The organism is Streptomyces sp. NBC_00005 (assembly GCF_045160215.1).
Classification (GTDB): domain Bacteria; phylum Actinomycetota; class Actinomycetes; order Streptomycetales; family Streptomycetaceae; genus Streptomyces.
Map to the genome: position 1 here is coordinate 3,445,014 of NZ_CP108316.1, position 16,615 is coordinate 3,461,628.

Genomic DNA, 16,615 nt, shown 5'->3' on the forward strand with positions numbered 1-16,615 from the left:
GCGCGTGCTGCCCTTTCGGGAGGTGGCGGCCGCCTGCGGGCGGCCGTCAGGTTCTGCTAACGGTCCCCGAAGATCGTGCGGTGCCAGTCCTTCCTGGCCACCGCCGTGTTGTCGAACATGACGTGCTTGATCTGGGTGTACTCGTCGAAGGAGTACGTGGACATGTCCTTGCCGAAGCCGGACGCCTTGTAGCCGCCGTGCGGCATCTCGCTGATGATCGGGATGTGATCGTTGATCCACACGCAGCCCGCCTTGATCTCGCGGGTGGCGCGGTTCGCCCGGTAGACGTCGCGGCTCCAGGCGGAAGCGGCGAGACCGTACGGGGTGTCGTTGGCGAGCCTGATCCCATCGTCATCCCCGTCGAACGGGAGCACCACCAGGACGGGCCCGAAGATCTCGGACTGGACGATCTCGCTGTCCTGAGCGGCGTCCGCGACCAGGGTGGGGCGGTAGTACGCGCCCTTCTCGAGGTCTCCCTTCGGAGCCTCGCCGCCGGTCACCACGCGCGCGTAGGAGCGCGCCCGGTCGACGAATCCGGCGACGCGGTCGCGCTGGACGTGCGAGATCAGCGGACCGAGGTCGGTGCCGGCGGCGAAGGGGTCGCCGAGCCGGACGGTCTCCATCAGGGCGGCCGTCCTCTCGACGAACGCCTCGTAGAGGGGACGCTGCACGTACGCGCGCGTGGCGGCCGTGCAGTCCTGGCCGGTGTTGATGAGCGCGCCCGCGACGGCGCCGTTGGCGGCGGCCTCCAGGTCGGCGTCGTCGAAGACGACGAAGGGTGCCTTGCCGCCGAGCTCCAGGTGGAGACGCTTGACGGTCGCGGTGGCGACCTCGGCGACGCGCTTGCCGACCGCCGTGGAGCCGGTGAAGGAGGTCATGACGACGTCGGGGTGGCCGACGAGGTGCTCGCCCGCCTCCTTGCCGGTGCCGGTGACGATGTTGATGACACCGTCCGGGATGCCCGCGTCGGTCGCGGCCTGGGCGAACAGCAGGGAGGTGAGCGGGGTGAGCTCGGCGGGCTTGAGCACGATGGTGTTGCCCGCGGCGATCGCCGGGAGGATCTTCCAGGCGGCCATCTGGAGGGGGTAGTTCCAGGGCGCGATCGACCCGACGACACCGATGGGTTCACGGCGTACATAGGAGGTGTGGTCCCCGGAGTACTCACCGGCGGACTGCCCCTGCAGATGCCGGGCGGCACCCGCGAAGAAGGCGGTGTTGTCGATGGTGCCCGGCACGTCGAACTCGCGCGTCAGCTTCAGCGGCTTGCCGCACTGGAGTGACTCGGCGCGGGCGAAGTCCTCGGCGCGGTCCGCGAGCACGGCGGCGAAGCGGTGCAGGGCGTCGGACCGCTCGCCGGGGGTGGTGGCGGCCCAGCCGGGGAAGGCCTCGCGTGCGGCGGCCACGGCCGCGTCCACGTCGTCGGGGCCGGCCAGCTCGTATGTGTACACCTCCGCGCCCGTCGCCGGATCGACGACCGCGTGGGTTCGGCCGGAGGTGCCCTTCGTCAGGCGGCCCGCGATGAACTGCGCGCCGTCCGCGAAGCGGTCCTGCGCCGGAAATCGTTCCGGGGTGCTATTGCCCGGGTTGTGCATGTCGCTCTCCTCCGCCGTCGCCCCGCAGCTCGTGAGGCGGGTGGCGTAGCTCCAGCTCGATTTGACTGCCGATCCTGACAGAGCGAGTGCCGTCCAACAAGTGATTCCGTTGTTGCCTTTTGGTTACGCGACGGAATCTGTCGACCAGGTGTCGAGTGAGCTTGGAAAAGGCGGGACGGAATGTCAGTGGTGGCTGCCAGACTCGCGTGCATGGAAGAGATCGCGGAGGGGACCACGGGGACGATCGGCTCCAGGGAGGCCCTGATCAGGGAGGTCCGCGCCGGGGCTCGGGTGAAGTATCTGCACTTCTGGGGTCACCGGGCGCGGGCCGACGGCCAGGTGGGTTCGAGCTGTCTGAGTCAGTGGTGGCCGTCGCCGTTCACGGTGGACGGGGTCACGTACGGGACGGCCGAGCACTGGATGATGGCCGCCAAGGCGCGGCTGTTCGACGACGCGGAGGCGGAGCGGCGGGTGCTGGCCGCGGACCATCCGTCCCTCGCCAAGAAGGCCGGGCGGCTGGTGCGCGGCTTCGACGAGGAGATATGGGAGCGCGAGCGCTTCGGGATCGTGGTCGAGGGCAGCGCCCACAAGTTCGCCGCGCACGCGGATCTGCGGGAGTTCCTGCTGGGCACGGGCGAGCGGGTGCTCGTCGAGGCGAGCCCCGTGGACCGGGTGTGGGGCATCGGCCTCGCGGCGGACGACGAGGCGGCGGGGGATCCGGAGCGGTGGCGGGGGCCGAATCTGCTGGGGTTCGCGTTGATGGAGGCGCGGGCGCGGCTGCGCCAGGGCTGAGCGGGACGGACCGCGCCGGGGTCAGCCCTGGGCCAGGAAGGGTGCCGAGACGCTGGGGGCGGAGTTGTAGTAGGGGTCGTCGTCGTCCGTGCGGTTCTTGTCGTCGTTGATGGCGATCACGATCGCGACGACCAACAGGGTGATCGTGGCGACGCCGAGGACGATCCCGATGACGCCCGTGATGAGGCCCGACTGGGCCTGGCCGCGGTTCGTGGCCTCGCCGCGGTCGGCCCGCCGCTTCCCCTTGACGGCGAAGATCACGGCGAGGACACCGAGGATGACGGAGACGATGCCGTAGATGCAGAAGAGGCAGCAGGACAGGATGCCCAGGACCATCGCCGCGACACCCATGCCGTTCTGCGGCGGCGCCTGCATCCCGGGCCAGCCGTAGCCCTGCGGGTAGCCGGGGTAGCCGTACCCGCCAGGCGCACCCTGGCCAGGCGCTCCGGGTCCGCCGGGTGCTATCGGCGGGGGCGGCACGGAGGCGTCCGCCCAGCCGTTCTGGGGCGGGACCGTGCCGGGCTGTTGGCCGTGTGCGGGCGGTCCGTAACCGGGGGCGGCGAAGCCGTCGTTGGGCATGGACGTCACGGTGGCCTGGTCGTGCACGGAAGGCGGCTGCTGGGACGCGGGCGGTTGGTCCTGCGGGTACGACGGCAGCCCGGGCGCGGCCGGCCGCGCGTCCTTCTCCAACGACGTCTTGTGCTCCGGCGGCGCCCACGGGTCGTGACCCGCCCCCGCGTCCCCGCCCGACTGTGTCCCGTCCGCCACGTCCCCATCCCCCTCGTCGATCGTCACGCCATGGTAAAGCCTCGTCCGCGCCGTAAAACCGCCAGGACCACCGCTTGCTCCGGCTCCGGCGGCCCGCCGGTCCGGGGCCGTCCTACGATGATCCCTGAGTCATCGATCAGCCGATCACCCGCGTCCCGCCCGGCCGAGCCGCCCCGGGGCGCCGTTCCGGGGAGGAACCCTTGACCGAGCACCTCGACCCGTCCGCCGCCGCACCGCGCGACCTGCACGCCTTCATCGCCGGACTGCCCAAGGCCGAACTGCACGTCCACCACGTCGGCTCCGCCTCCCCGCGCATCGTCTCGGAACTGGCCGCCCGCCACCCCGACTCCAGGGTGCCCACCGACCCCGAGGCTCTGGTCGACTACTTCACGTTCACGGACTTCGCGCACTTCATCGAGGTGTATCTGTCCGTCGTGGACCTCATCCGCACGCCGGAGGACGTACGGCTGCTGACCTACGAGGTGGCCCGGGACCTGGCCCGGCAGCAGGTGCGCTACGCCGAGCTGACCATCACCCCGTGGTCCTCGACCCGCCGCAACATCGACGAGTTCGCCTTCATGGACGCGATCGAGGACGCCCGCAAGGCCGCCGAGGCCGAGTTCGGGACCGTGCTGCGCTGGTGCTTCGACATTCCCGGCGAGGCCGGCCTCGAGGCGGCTGAGGAGACGACGCGGCTCGCGACCGACGACCGGGTGCGGCCGGAGGGGCTGGTGTCGTTCGGGCTCGGCGGGCCCGAGATCGGGGTGCCGCGGCCGCAGTTCAAGCCCTACTTCGACCGGGCCGTCGCCGCCGGTCTGCGTTCGGTGCCGCACGCCGGCGAGACCACCGGCCCGGAGACGGTGTGGGACGCGCTCACGCACCTGGGCGCCGAACGCATCGGGCACGGCACCAGTTCCTTCCGGGACCCGAAGCTCCTCGCGCACCTCGCCGAGCACCGGATCCCGCTGGAGGTCTGCCCGACCTCCAACATCGCCACGCGTGCGGTCCGCACCCTCGCCGAGCACCCGATCAAGCAGTTCGTCGAGGCCGGGGTCGTCATCAGCATCAACTCCGACGACCCGCCGATGTTCGGCACCGACCTCAACAACGAATACGCGGTCGCCGCACGCCTGTTGGAGCTCGACGAACGGGGCCTCGCCGCCCTCGCCAAGAGCGCCGTCGACGTCTCCTTCCTCGACGAGCCCGGCAAGGCCCGGATCCGGGACGAGATCGATTCCTACACCTCGGGGTGGCTCGCCCCCTGACTCCCTCCACAATGGGGGCCATGCAGAACGTGACCGCCGTGGCCCACCGCGGCGACCCCTACCGCGTCCGTGAGAACACGATCGACTCGCTGCGTTCCGCGCTCCAACAGGGCGCGGACGCCGTCGAGATCGACGTACGGCTCACCAAGGACGGCGTCCCGGTGCTGTTGCACGACGAGACGCTGAAACGGCTGTGGGAGCACGAGCGGCCCCTCGCCTCCCTGTCGGCGGACGAGGTGCGCGGCCTCACGGACGGCGGGGTGCCGACGCTGGCCGAGGCGCTGGCCGCCGGCGACGGCACCCGGCTGATGCTCGACCTGCCGGGGACGCGGGATGTCCGGGCGGCGCGCCGCGTCGTGGACGCCGTACGGGAGGCCGGGGCGGCCGACCGCGTCTACTACACCGCCGACGCCGCCGCGATGCTCGCCGTCCGCGCCGCCGACCCGTCCGCCGAGATCGCCCTGACCTGCACCAGCCTGGCGCCTCCGCGTCCCGCGCTGCTCGCCGCGGTGAAGCCGCGCTGGCTCAACTACCGCTTCTCGCTGGTGGACCGCGACCTGGCCGCCCGCGTCCACCGCGACGGGTACCTGCTGTCCGTCTGGACCCCGGACACCCGCCGTTCCATGCGCCGCCTCCTGGGCCTCGGCGTCGACTCGATCACGACCAACCGGGTCGAGGTCCTGTGCGGCCTGCGCGACGGGGGCTACACCCGCGAACGCTGAGCCACGGTCGCCGGATCGGCCGGCCTGGCGCGGGTGACGTACTGCGGGACGGGAGTGTCGTCCTTGCCGGTGTCGCGGACCAGGCCGTAGCGGATCACCCCGTCGTCGGGGCCTGTCCCGATGTCCTTCTCGATCGCTTCCCGGGTGGTCGGGAAGACGTTCAGGCCGTAGTCGGCGCCGCGTTCGTTCTGGGTGAGGGTGACGCTGCCGTCGAGGTAGAAGTACTCGTTCTGCCACATCTGTTGAGTGCCGGACGGCAGGACGTCGAACCCGGTCGCCGCGCTGCCCATGCCGGTGGCCGTGGTGTCGGTGCCGCTGGTGCGGTCGTCCATGCGGCGGCCACCGCCCGAGGCGACGTGGAAGAGCTTGCCCTTCAGGCCGGTCCAGCTCGGCATGACCAGACTGCCGGCCCGGTACTGCGGCGAGATCTGCCAGCGCACCAGGACATAGCCCTGACCGCTGAACGTCACGCTGTCCCCGCGGTGGTTCATGGTGGCGTGCGCGCCGGCGCTGCTGGTGAGGCCGGACGCGGGCCGGTGCGGGAGTGCGGCGGGCGGGGTGTCGGGGTCGGGCGCCTTGTCGACGGCGTCGACGACGCTGCCGTAGAGCTCGGTCCTCTCCTTCGTGGCCGAGGGGGACGGGGCGGGCGGGGCGGTGGGGGACGGCTGGCGGTGTGTGCTCGCCGCCGTGGGGGTGACCGCCACGCGCGGGGGCGGGGTGTGCGGGGTCGTGACGACGTACGCGCCGCCCGCGACGATGGTCGCGCTCGCCGTCACCGCGACGGCGGGCTTGGTCAGGACGCCGAGCATCTTGGCCGACCAGCCGACGGACGTGGCGGCCGCGGCCGTCTTGCCGCCCAACGCCAGCGAGAGCGTGAAGCCGACCGGAAGAGGTACGAGCGCGATCCCGACCAGGAGCCGCTCCGCCGGTACGACGGAATCGCGCGCGTCGCCGCAGTAGGCGCAGCCCCTGATGTGCCGGGCCAGCCGCTTGCGCCAGACCGAGTCGGGCCGCCCGTCCCAGCGGCCGGTCAGTTCCCGCAGTCCGGGGCACGCCCCGTCCAGGGCGCGCACGATCCCGCGCGAGGTTTCCAGGCGCTCCTTCATCCGCTGGACGCGCACGGCCGCGTGCTGCCGGCTGATCCCGACGGCCGCCGCCAGTTCGCGCCGGGTCAGCTCGCCCGCGACCTCCAGCCACCACAGCGAAAGGAGTTGCCGGTCCTCGTCGTCCAGCCAGCGCACGGCCTCCGCGACCTCGCGCCGCTGCCCCTCCAACTGGAGCCGCAGCACGGTGAGTTCGGCGAAGTCGGTGGCCTCGCGGGCGGCACTCTCGTCCAGTTGTTGGGGGGACCTGCGGCGCGCCCGGTCCCGTATCTGCCGCATGGCGATCGCCATCAGCCAGGACCGGAAGCTGTCCGGGTCGCGCAGCGAGCCGAGGTTGTCGACGGCGCGCAGCATCGTCTCCTGGACGACGTCGTCGACGTCGGCGTGGCCGTTCAGCGCGCGGCCGACGACGTTGTAGACCAGCGGCAGCCAGCCCGCGACCAGGTCGTCCAGTGCCTGCCGGTCACCTGCCTGCGCGGCCGCGATGGTGGAACGCCACTGCCGCCCGTCCATGCCGACCCCGTCCGTCCTCTCCGAGTTCACTCGCCGTCCGATCGCACCCTCTCAGCCTGACCTGTGCTGTTGGCAATGCCGAAGATCACAGTGCGTTCCCGGTGCGGGCGGTCCATGGGGGGGGCTCCCGGGTGTGAGGGGAATGGGGGACGGGAGGGGAGACGCGGTGGAGGCGGGCCGGATAACACTTTTTCGCCGACCGGGACGGTGGCAGGGCCGCCCGCAGGGGCGATCAAGTGGCGAGCGCCGGGACGGGCTTCGGGGTGAGTGTCTCGAGCTGCTTGATCTTCTTCCGTACGACGTACAGCGGGAGGATGCCGAAGATCCCGAACGACATGTCGATCACCGACCACCAGAAGGGGATCCCCCGGATCGGGCCGCAGATCAGGGCGAGCGGGATGATCCCGGCACAGGCGATCATCGCGAACTCGACGACCCAGATGTTGCGTACGGGGTCGCGGTAGGGGCCGTAGAAGGCGACCGCGATGACGAGGTGGGCGAAGGCCAGCCAGTCGGTGCCGTAGAGCAGGAAGGGGTAGTCGGCGTCGGCGGTGTCGAGTCCGCGCCGGACGCGTGCGATCCAGTCCGTGAGGGCGGGGAGGTGGTCCGGCACGGACAGGGACCTCAACAGGTCCTCGGTCCAGCGCAGTTCGTGGACCAGAGGGAAGGCCGTGGCGCCGCTGAGCACCAGACAGACGACGAAGAAGACCAGCCAGACACGGATGCCCTTCAGCAGGGCGGCTCTGTCGCTCATGGCAGCAGCGTACGCCCACTATTGAACGTGTTCAAAACCCGTTTCCCTCACCCGCGCGCGTCTGTCGCCCCCACGGTGGGGGACGCCGACGGTGCGACCGAGGGCGCGCTCGTCCTCGTCGAGGTCGAGGCCGAGGTCGAGGGCAGCGCCGACGGTGCGCGGGTGGGGAGGGAACTGCGGGACGGGTCGGTGGTCCGTGTTCCCTGGGCGGGCGTGGGGGTGGCGGGTTCGGGTGCCGTCATCGACGGCGTCCGGGTCGGCGTCGGCTCGGGCGCCGAGGGGCTGCTCGCGGGCGGCGGCGCCATGGGAACCGCCGGGGAGGCGGGGCCGTCGGAGCCGGTCAGCCGCAGGGGCAGTACTACGAGGGCGGCGACACCGCAGGTCAGGGCCGCTCCGGCGGCCGCGCGCAGGACGCGGCGGCGGGTCGCGCCGCGGCGGATCGCCTCGTAGCGGCCGGGGGGTGCGCCGAGGTACTCGGCAGGGGGCCGCAGGATGACGGTCAGCGGGTCGTCGGGGTCGTACTCCGGGCCCTCGTCAGAGTGTGTGATCAAGGCTTCTCCTCAGATGGGCGCGGAGCAGTTCGCGGGCCGCGTGGAGGTCGGCCTTGACGGTTCCTTCCTTGCGTCCGGTCAGCACGGACACCTCCCGGATCGGCATGTCAGCGTAGTAGTGCAGGAGGATCGGGACGCGCAGTCGTTCCGGGAGGGACTGCACGAGCAACCGCACCGAGGGGTCCGCCTGTTCGGGGTGCGGGGCCACCGCCGCCTCCGTGGTCGCCCGGCGCACGGCCCGGCGCTCGCGCTCCAGCTTGCGCCAGTGGTCCCGGACGAGGTTGGCCGCGGTGACGTACAGAAAACCGCGCGGTTCCGCGACGGACGTCCAGCGGGCCCAGAGCCGGGTGAACGCCTCCGAGGCGATCTCGTGGGCCGTCTCGTCGTCGTCGACCAGCCGGCGGCACCAGCCGGCGAGACGCGGGTAGAGGGCGGCGAACAGCTCGGACGCTGCCTTCTCGCGGGACCGTTTCAACGTTCTCCCGGGTCGTGGGGTACTCGTAGCAGAACTCGTGGCGGAGCTCGTGGGGGAAGAGCCCGGGCCGACGGCGTACGTTCCATCGGCCCGGGATCCGGGGCGGATCGGGTCGGATCCCGGGTGGATCGGGCCGGCCGGTCAGGGGTTCGCGGAGCTCAGTGCCGCGAAGACGATCACGTTGTCGCGGTATCCGTCACCGGTGCGCTCGCCGCCGCACGTGATGAGACGCAGCTCCGGCCGGTCGACGTTCCCGTACACCTCGTCCGACGGGAAGTCGGCCTTGGCCACCGTTTCCACCTTCGTCACGGCGAACACCGCAGCCGTGCCGTTCTCCAGGCGCGCCACGATCTTCTCGCCCCGGTGCAGGTCTCCCAGGTGCCGGAAGACTCCGTCCCCGTAGGCGCCGACCGTGACATGGCCGAGGATCACCGACGGGCCGGTCTGGCCCGGTGTCGGGGAGTGCTCGTACCAGCCCGCCCGGTCGTGCGCCTGGATCGGCGGCACCTGCACGCTGCCGTCCGCGGCCAGCCCCAGCTTCATGACCGGGGTGTCGACCCCGATCGCCGGTATCCGGAGGCCGACCGGGGTCGATCGCCCCACCGCCGACACCGACTTGGCGGGGGGCGGCGCGGAGGACGACGGTGTGCTCGCAGTGCTCGTGTGCGCGGGGCTCCCGGTCGTGGTGCCGGAGGCGCCGCAGCCCACGAGCAGCGCGGCCAGCACCGCGGTGGCGAAGGCGCGCCCGGAGAACGGGCTCATGCCCCGTTCGCCTGCCGGCGGCGTACGAGGAAGACCGCGCCGCCGCCCAGGACGACGGCCGCGGCGGCGCCCCCGCCGATCAGCGCACCCGCGCTGGAGGAGTCCGAAGACGTCGGCACCACACCGGTGTTCGGCGCACCGCTCGGCCTGACGGAGACCTGGCCCGAGGACGGCGCCCGGGTCGGGGCCGCACTCGGGACGGCGCTGGCGGGCGCGGAGGTGGGTTCGGCGCTGGGAGCGGTGCTGGGGGCACGGGTGGCGCTGGGTACGGGGCTCGGGGTCGAGCTCGTCCCGTCGGCGAACGCGGGCACCGCCCCCGCCAGCACGGCGGTGCAGGCAAGTGCCATGACACTGAAGCCGGTTCGGCGCATGAATCGCTCTCTTTCGTCGGTCCGCCCGGTGGTCGGCGGGCGGGCTGTGTCACTGATCGAGCGGAGAGACGAGGCAGCGGTGGGGCGGGTTGTAAAGAGCTGGCAAAGTCATGACACCGCCGCCCCGCACCAGGGCGGCCACGGCCTCTGCGACACGGTCGCCTCCGTCCTGCACCCCTCGCTCGTCGCACCCGGCGCGCCGGGCCTGGCCCGGCTGTACGAGGCGACCTCCACGGCGACCGTAGGCGGAGGAGGGCGTCGACGCGGGGCGTCGGCAAGCGACGACAACGGCGCTGGGGGCACGCCCACTGGGGGAGCGCGTACCGGACCCCGCGACGCCGGGCAGATCCGCCGGACAGGGCCTACTCCGCGGCCAGCGCGTCCCTCAGCTCGACCCGTCGTCGTATCCCCAACTTCTTGTATGTGCTGGTGAGATGGGTCTCCACGGTGCGTCGGGCGAGGTGCAGCAGATCGGCGATCTCCGTGTTCGTGCGGCCGCCGGCGGCCAGTTGGGCGATGCGGAGCTCGCTGCCGGTGAGGGAGCCGGAGCCGGTGCGGACGACGGCGGCACGGCGGGCACCGCCCTCGCGCAGGGCCTCCTCCGCGCGCGTCCGCAGCCGCAGGGCACCCAGCCGTTCGGCGCGTTCGGCCGCTTCCCGCAGGCAGTCCCGGGCGCGGGCGCGGTCCCCGGCGGCGGTCAGCTGACGGCCCTGTGCGATCAGCGCGGCCACCAGCTCCGGTTCGGTCGCGGCGGGCGCGTCCCGCAGCACTCGTACGGCCTCGTCGGCCAGTTCCAGACCCCGGCGGCCGCCCGTGACCGTGCCGAGCGTGCGCAGGGCGCGGCCCACCGGGCGGGGCGTACCCCACTCCCGGGCCAGGCGCAGTTCCTCCTCGGCCAGGGCGAGCGCCTCCCGGGGGCTGCCGAGGGCGAGCCGGCACTCCGCGGCGGCCGAGCGCCACGGCGTGACCACCGGGCTGACCACCTTGCGGGCCGACTGGCGGCGGCCGCACTCCAGGAAGTCGTGCAGCGCCCCCGCCGGGTCGCCCGCGGCAGCACGTTGCAGGCCCCGCGCGTACAGGAAGCGGTTCAACTCCCAGGAGTCGGGCGCCTCCCGCAGGTCGAAGCCGTCCGCGAGCCGCCGCGCCTCGGCCGTGCGGCCGGTCTCCACGAGGGCGATCAGGGTGTGGGCGTGCGCGTTGGAGGGTCCGGTGTCGGGCAGGAGGGGCGGCTCGGCCGGGAGCCGCCCGTACTCGCCCCGGGCCGCCGCGATGTCGGCGCGGGTGCTGAGCAGGGCCAGGTGCATCGGGTGCAGCAGACCGGGGCGCTGACCGGCCAGGCCGCGCTCCACGAGCTGTTCCGCCTCGTCGAGTTCGTCGGCCCACTGGGCGACCGCGGCGGCCGTGCCCACCAGGAAGGGCTCGGTCAGCGGGTCGGACGGTTCGGCGAGCAGGGCGCGCAGCCGCTGCATCGCGTCGTCGGCCGAGGTCAGCCCGGCGGTGGCCGCGTAGCGCACGAGCAGCGCCCGGGTGGCCGGGCCGAGCAGCTCCGGGGCGCGTTCGGCACGGTCGCACAGCCGGCGGTACACCTCGCGGCGGACCGTCTGGTCCTGTTCGGACAGCAGAGCGGACGCGCTCTGCAGGATGCCGGCGAGATCGCCCTCGTCGGCGAGCTGCTCGTCCACCGCGCGCAGCAGGTCCACCGCCGCGCGGGGCCTGCCGCGCCCGGCCAGCGCGGTGCCCAGGGCCATGGCCGCGCGCACCCGGTCCTGCGGTGCGCCCGGCAGCCGCAGCGCCTCGGTGAGCCGGGGGATCCCGGCCGAGGACTCGCGGCCCGCGCACTCCAGCGAGCCCAGCTCGGTCAGCAGCCGCTGCCGCCGTTGGTCGGGCAGGGGCTCTTCCAGGGCCCGGCGCAGAAACGCGACGGCGTCGTCGGTGCGGCCCTCGCGCAGGGCCAGGGACACGGCGTCCTGGAGCACGCCCGGTGCCCAGGAGTCGCCCACCGCGTCGGACAGCAGCAGCTGCCGGGCCACCGTCTCGGTGGTGGCGCCGCCGTGCAGCATGGCCTCGGCCGCCGTCCGGTGCGCGGCGCGCCGCCGGGCCACGGGCACGCCGGTGAGCACCGCGTCCCGCAGCAGGGGATGGGCGTAGCGCGGCCGTCCGCCCGGGTCCGGGCGCAGCGCTCCGAGCCCGGTCGTCGCGGTGAGCCAGCCCGCGACCCGGGCCGGGTCCGCGCCCGCCAGCTCGGCGAGCAGCGCGGCAAGGCCCTCGGCGGGAGGACCGAGGCCCACCGGTGCGGGCGCGTTCAGGTCCCACCCCTCGTCGAGGACGGCGAGCGCCCGTGCCACCTCCGAGGTGCCGGGCCCGGCGCTGTCCAGCCACCACGACACGGCCGCCTGGTACTCCCCCGGGTACAGCGCGGCGGACGTCTCCGGCACGGCGGGGTGATCGCCCTGGGCCCCGAGGTCGTGGAGGAGGGCCCGCAGCAGCAGCGGGCTGCCCGCCCCGGCCCGTACGCAGCCGTCGATCCATGCCTGCGAGGCCCCCGGGAACTCCGCGCGCACCAGCTCGGCCGCCGACCGCGCCGTGAGCGGGGCGAGGGTGTGGGTGCGCACGTGGGCGGGCGAGAGGGTGTGGGTGAAGCCCGGTGTGGGCGGATCGATGTCGTACTGGCTGCGCTCGGTGACGGCCAGCAGGATCGGCAGGGCTAATCGGTCCACGTGCCGCGCGGACTCCACCAGCCAGCGGTACGAGGGGGCGTCGGCGAGGTGGACGTCGTCCACGACGACCAGCAGGGGGGACTCGTCGGCGTACGAGTCGAGCACCCGCCGCAGCAGGGCGCCCAGCTCGCGCTCGCTCCCCGTCGAGCCACTCCGCTCGAATTCCGGTACGGGACCCAGGAGTTGGAGCACGGCGGCGAAGGGCACCGCGGCGTCGCCCGGGGAGCAGCGGGCGCGCAGCACCCGCATGCCGTGCGCGAGGGCGGCGTCGGCGGCGGCCTCCAGGACGGTGGTCCGGCCGGTGCCGGTGGCGCCGCGCAGCAGCACCAGACCGCCCGCGCCGGCCCGGGCACGCGCGGCCGCGTCCGCCAACAGGGCGCCGGCTCGCCGGTGTTCGCGCGGTTGTTCACGCTGCGCTTCGGACATCCCTGTCTCCCTGCTCGGACGTGACGTGTTCCGGAGTCGAGGACGCGTGCCGCCGTACCGGCGTGCCGTGACAAGTCCCACGGTGGCTGAAAGCGGACACCGGAGAACCGGACGGTCCGGTGCCGTCGTGGTAGCCGTACGGCCGATCTCGTGGTGCCACTCGTGGTGCTCCACGATTGCGGCCGCCCCACCCGCCCCACGAGTGTGGAGAGCGCACATCTGCCACCGGACCCGCAGAGGTGGCAGGCACGTGGACATGGGGGAAACGGTTGCTCGGCTCAGCGCGGACCACACACCCCGGTACGGCCGACGTACCGGAGCGGATACCCGTGGCGGTGCACGCCCCCGACCCGATCCTGCGCGAGGGCGCGACCGGCCAGCTGCGCCGGTACCCGGAGATCGAACTCCGGGACGAGAGCGCCTCCGGGCCCGGCACGGTCGCCCTCATCGTCGGCGACGAGCTCGACGAGGCCGCGCTGACGCAGTTGCGCCGAGTGGTGCGCAGCGAGGGGGCGCGGGCGGTGCTCGTGGTGAGCGCCCTCAAGGAGGCCGAGCTGCTCGACGTGATCGAGTGCGGGGTCGGCGCGATCGTGTGGCGGCACGAGGCCACCGCGACCCGCCTGGTACAGGCCGTGCTCGCGGCCGCGCGCGGTGACGGCGACCTGCCCGCCGACCTGCTCGGCCGGCTGATCAACCAGGTGGGAACGCTGCACCGCAGCGCCGCCGGCCGCACCGGCAGCCCCTCCTCGGGGCTGGCCCCGCGTGAGGTGGACGTACTGCGTCTGGTCGCCGAGGGACTCGACACCGGAGAGATCGCCGGCAAGCTGTCCTACTCCGAACGCACCGTCAAAAACGTCATCCACGGCCTCACCACCCGGTTGCACCTTCGCAACCGGGCACACGCCGTGGCCCATGCCCTGCGGGAAGGCTACATCTGACCGATCGGGCAGCCCACTCCGGCCCCCCGGGCAGCGTGGTCTGCCCTGCTGCCGTCCCCTGCGGGTCTGCGCGGACGGTCGGGACGGAGGGCAGGATCGGGTACGGCGGCAGGTTTCGTGCGGTGTCGAGCACCGCGGGGCGGGAGCACGACGGTGATCCACGAAGTGGACGAGGTCCTCAAGGGGCTGCTCGTCGGCGGCGCGTTGGCGGGTTCCGGCATCGACGTCGCCTTCGACGCCCCGACCCGCGACTGGGCCGCCCGCCGCAACGCGCCCACCATCAACGCCTACCTGTACGACATCCGGGAGGACGTCAACCGCCGTCAGCGCGGCCATGTCCCGGTGCACGACGAGCGTGACGTGGTCGTCAAGCGGCGCCAACCTCCGCGCTGGTTCCGGCTGTCGTACCTGCTGACCGCGTGGACGAAGCAGCCCCAGGACGAACACCGGCTGCTGTCCGCCGTGCTGGCCACGCTGATCCCGCGCGAGATGCTCGGCCCCGAGGAACTCCCGGGCGCGCTGGGCGCGTTGGGGCTGACGGTGCCGGTGTCGGTGGCCGGCATCCAGACCGAGTCGCGGTCGCTGGCGGAGATCTGGTCCGCGCTCGGCGGTGAACTCAAGCCGTCCCTCGACCTGGTGGTCACCGCCCCCTTCCCGGCCTATCCCGAATACGACGCCGGCCCGCCCGTCACCGAGGGCGCGGCGGTCCGCGTCCGCACCCTGGACGACCGACCGCCGGGGACGGAGGAGCGCGCGCACCGGCCCACGCAGGTGGCGGCGGCACGGGACGCCCGCGAGGCGGCCCGCCGCGGCCGGGGCGCGGGTCGCACGACGTGACCACGCAGACCCCGACGCACGAAGCGACCCCGTCCGCCCTCGCCGCCCCGCTCCTCGCCCGTCTCGACGGTCTGCGGGACAGTGTCGCCCGGCTGGTGGAGCACCGGTCCGCAGACGACCCCACGGCCGCGGACCCGCTGCGCGGCCTCTACCTGTCGCAGGAGGCGGTACGGCATCTGCTGCGCCCCGCGGAGCCCGTACGGGTCCCTCTCCCCTCCGCCGCCGGGCTCCCGCACGACCGGCTCGCCGACCTCTGCGCGCGTCTCGGTCTGACCGAACTCGACGCCGCCGTGCTCCTCATCGCCCTCGCCCCCGACCTGGATCGCACCTTCGAGCCGCTGTACGGCTATCTGAACGACGACGTCAGCCGTCGCCGGGCCACCGTCGCGCTCGCCCTCGACCTGATCGGCGTCCCCGTCCACTCGGCGGGTGCGCGGGCCCGGTTCCACCCCACGGCTCCGCCGGCCGGACTCGGGCTGCTCAGCGTGGAGGAGCCCGAACGCCCGTTCCTCAGCCGCTCGTTGCGGGTGCCCGACCGCCTCGTGGCGCACCTGCTCGGCGACGACACCCCCGACGCGACGCTCGCCGGGCTGCTCCACCCGCTCACCGCTCCACCGGAGCCGTACGAAGACCAGGAGCCCGGCCCCGACGGCGAGTTCACCGTCTTCGTCCGCCGGCTGGCCACCCTGCTCACCGCCGGCGCTCCGCTGACCGTCTACCTCCGTGAGCGGCGCGAGGGCGACGGGCTCGCCTGCGTCACGGCCGCCCTGCGCACGGCGGGCGTCACGGCCCTGCGCTTCTCCGGTCCCGAGGACCGCGTCCCCGAGCTGCTGCGGGAGGCCAGGCTGGGCGGCCACACGGTCGTCGTCTCCGGGCTGCCCGACCAACCGGCCGCGCTGACACGGGCGTTGGCCGCGGCCACGGACGTGCCCGTGCTGCTCGCCGGTCCCCGGCCGTACGATCCGCACTGGTGCGACCAGGACCCCCTCGTGCTGGATGTGCCCCCGCAGCGGGCGGGAGCGCTGCGCACCTGGTCGGCCGCCCTCGGCGGGGAACCCGACTTCGACCTGGCCGCCACCGTCGCCCCGTATCACCTCCCCGGCGACCGGATCACCCGCGCCGCGCACGCGGCCCGGAGCCTGGCCCACTTCGAGGGCACCCCGCTCTCCCCCGCCCATCTGCGCCTGGCCGCCCGCCAGCAGTCCGCCTCGGGCCTGGAACAGCACGCCCGCCGGATCCGCCCCGCCGTCGACTGGCACGATCTCGTCCTGCCCGACCGGCCCCTGACCCAGCTGCGCGAACTCGCCCTGCGCGCCCGCCACCGCGACCGGGTGCTCGGCGACTGGCGGCTCAGCGCGGGTGGCGGCCGCGGCCGGGGCGTGCTCGGCCTGTTCGCGGGCGAGTCCGGCACCGGCAAGACGCTCTCGGCGGAGGTGGTCGCCGCCGAACTGGGCCTCGACCTCTATGTGGTCCAACTGTCGTCCGTCGTCGACAAATACGTCGGTGAGACCGAGAAGAACCTCGAACGCATCTTCACCGAGGCCGACCGCACCGACGCCGTGCTCCTCTTCGACGAGGCCGACGCCGTGTTCGGCAAGCGGTCCGAGGTGAAGGACTCGCACGACCGGTACGCCAACATGGAGAGCGCCTATCTGCTCCAGCGGCTGGAGTCCTTCGACGGCATCGCCCTGCTCACCACCAACCTGCGGGCCAATATCGACGAGGCGTTCAGCCGGCGTCTGGACCTGGTCGTCGACTTCCCGTTCCCGGACAGCGGGCAGCGCCTGGCCCTGTGGCGGCACGGCCTGTCCCATGTGCCGTGCGTGGAGGACGTCCAACTCGGTTCCGTGGCAGCCGACTTCGAACTCGCCGGCGGCTCGATCCGCAGCGCCGTGGTGACCGCGGCGTACCTCGCCGCCGGGCGGGACGACCTCGTCACCTCGGCCGACCTGCTGGAGGGCGCCCGCCGCGAGTACCGCAAGGCGGGCCGTCTGGTCCCGGGCGAAGGCACCTGGTAGCGACCGCTCGG

Annotated in this window: 15 protein-coding genes; 6 read left to right on the forward strand and 9 right to left on the reverse strand. The window is 73.3% G+C overall.

Going from position 1 to position 16,615, the window contains the following annotated elements; translation table 11 throughout:
• Positions 1-56 precede the first annotated feature (56 nt).
• A complete protein-coding gene (locus OG303_RS15705) occupies positions 57-1,592 on the reverse strand; it encodes a gamma-aminobutyraldehyde dehydrogenase (protein ID WP_405869001.1) in 1,536 nt (511 codons plus the stop codon).
• A gap of 210 nt (positions 1,593-1,802) precedes the next feature.
• Here OG303_RS15705 and OG303_RS15710 point away from each other — a divergent pair, with 210 nt between their 5' ends.
• Complete coding sequence (locus OG303_RS15710; protein WP_405869003.1) at positions 1,803-2,384, forward strand: NADAR family protein; 582 nt, start codon at positions 1,803-1,805, stop codon at positions 2,382-2,384.
• A 21-nt stretch (positions 2,385-2,405) separates the two neighbouring features.
• Here OG303_RS15710 and OG303_RS15715 read toward each other — a convergent pair whose 3' ends face one another.
• Entirely contained in the window at positions 2,406-3,152 is a 747-nt protein-coding gene (locus OG303_RS15715; protein WP_405877283.1) for a DUF4190 domain-containing protein, read from the reverse strand.
• A gap of 131 nt (positions 3,153-3,283) precedes the next feature.
• Here OG303_RS15715 and OG303_RS15720 point away from each other — a divergent pair, with 131 nt between their 5' ends.
• Complete coding sequence (locus tag OG303_RS15720) at positions 3,284-4,417, forward strand: adenosine deaminase (protein WP_405877285.1); 1,134 nt, start codon at positions 3,284-3,286, stop codon at positions 4,415-4,417.
• 20 nt (positions 4,418-4,437) lie between these two features.
• Positions 4,438-5,139, forward strand: coding sequence for a glycerophosphodiester phosphodiesterase (locus OG303_RS15725; protein WP_405869005.1), 702 nt, complete (start codon positions 4,438-4,440; stop codon positions 5,137-5,139).
• On the opposite strand, the gene OG303_RS15730 is transcribed toward OG303_RS15725, so the two are convergent.
• The 7 genes from OG303_RS15730 to OG303_RS15760 form a co-directional block, all read right to left on the reverse strand.
• Positions 5,121-6,755 (reverse strand): RNA polymerase sigma factor, encoded by a 1,635-nt coding sequence (locus tag OG303_RS15730; protein WP_405877287.1) that lies wholly within the window; start codon positions 6,753-6,755, stop codon positions 5,121-5,123. The two genes, OG303_RS15725 and OG303_RS15730, sit on opposite strands and share 19 nt — an antisense overlap.
• A 232-nt stretch (positions 6,756-6,987) precedes the next feature.
• A complete protein-coding gene (locus OG303_RS15735) occupies positions 6,988-7,509 on the reverse strand; it encodes a hypothetical protein (protein WP_405869007.1) in 522 nt (173 codons plus the stop codon).
• A 47-nt stretch (positions 7,510-7,556) separates the two neighbouring features.
• Positions 7,557-8,060 (reverse strand): hypothetical protein, encoded by a 504-nt coding sequence (locus OG303_RS15740; protein ID WP_405869009.1) that lies wholly within the window; start codon positions 8,058-8,060, stop codon positions 7,557-7,559.
• Positions 8,044-8,535 (reverse strand): RNA polymerase sigma factor, encoded by a 492-nt coding sequence (locus tag OG303_RS15745; RefSeq protein ID WP_405869011.1) that lies wholly within the window; start codon positions 8,533-8,535, stop codon positions 8,044-8,046. Before OG303_RS15745 ends, OG303_RS15740 begins: the two co-directional genes overlap by 17 nt.
• A gap of 141 nt (positions 8,536-8,676) precedes the next feature.
• Positions 8,677-9,297, reverse strand: coding sequence for a class F sortase (locus tag OG303_RS15750; RefSeq protein ID WP_405869013.1), 621 nt, complete (start codon positions 9,295-9,297; stop codon positions 8,677-8,679).
• A complete protein-coding gene (locus OG303_RS15755) occupies positions 9,294-9,668 on the reverse strand; it encodes a sortase-dependent protein (protein WP_405869015.1) in 375 nt (124 codons plus the stop codon). The genes OG303_RS15750 and OG303_RS15755 overlap by 4 nt, the downstream gene beginning before the upstream one ends.
• A gap of 362 nt (positions 9,669-10,030) precedes the next feature.
• Positions 10,031-12,811: a LuxR C-terminal-related transcriptional regulator gene (locus OG303_RS15760; protein ID WP_405869017.1), complete on the reverse strand. Its 2,781-nt coding sequence runs from the start codon at positions 12,809-12,811 to the stop codon at positions 10,031-10,033.
• A 269-nt stretch (positions 12,812-13,080) separates the two neighbouring features.
• Here OG303_RS15760 and OG303_RS15765 point away from each other — a divergent pair, with 269 nt between their 5' ends.
• From OG303_RS15765 to OG303_RS15775, 3 genes are all read left to right on the forward strand, one after another.
• Positions 13,081-13,749 (forward strand): LuxR C-terminal-related transcriptional regulator, encoded by a 669-nt coding sequence (locus OG303_RS15765; RefSeq protein WP_405869018.1) that lies wholly within the window; start codon positions 13,081-13,083, stop codon positions 13,747-13,749.
• Between the two features lie 153 nt (positions 13,750-13,902).
• Positions 13,903-14,586, forward strand: coding sequence for a DUF4255 domain-containing protein (locus tag OG303_RS15770; RefSeq protein WP_405869019.1), 684 nt, complete (start codon positions 13,903-13,905; stop codon positions 14,584-14,586).
• On the forward strand, positions 14,583-16,604 hold the full coding sequence (locus OG303_RS15775; protein ID WP_405869020.1) for an AAA family ATPase: 2,022 nt from the start codon (positions 14,583-14,585) through the stop codon (positions 16,602-16,604). The genes OG303_RS15770 and OG303_RS15775 overlap by 4 nt, the downstream gene beginning before the upstream one ends.
• Positions 16,605-16,615: the final 11 nt, after the last annotated feature.